Origin of the sequence: Cohnella baijiui (genome assembly GCF_020731285.1) — a bacterium.
Lineage (GTDB): Bacteria > Bacillota > Bacilli > Paenibacillales > Paenibacillaceae > Cohnella.
Genome location: NZ_JAJFOW010000336.1, coordinates 1 through 240 on the forward strand (window position 1 = coordinate 1; position 240 = coordinate 240).

Consider the following 240-nt stretch of genomic DNA (forward strand, 5'->3'; position numbering starts at 1 on the left):
TTATGCCCGGGTGCTTGATGAGCACGCTCCGGTTGCCCTTGATATTCTTGCGGATATGTACTTTAATTCCGTATTTGATGAGCAGGAGCTGCAAAAGGAAAAGAATGTAGTCATTGAAGAAATCCGTATGTATGAAGATACACCGGATGATCTCGTCCATGATCTGGTAGCGAAGGCTTCCTATGAAAAGCATCCGCTTGGCTACAGCATTCTTGGTACGGAAGAAGTTCTTGGTGGAAT

The 240-nt window shown here is 45.0% G+C and carries 1 protein-coding gene; it reads left to right on the forward strand.

Features of this window, described 5'->3' with window-relative positions; translation table 11 throughout:
* Positions 1–240: M16 family metallopeptidase (locus LKX83_RS32855; RefSeq protein ID WP_227887480.1), on the forward strand; the 240-nt coding region annotated here is incomplete at both ends.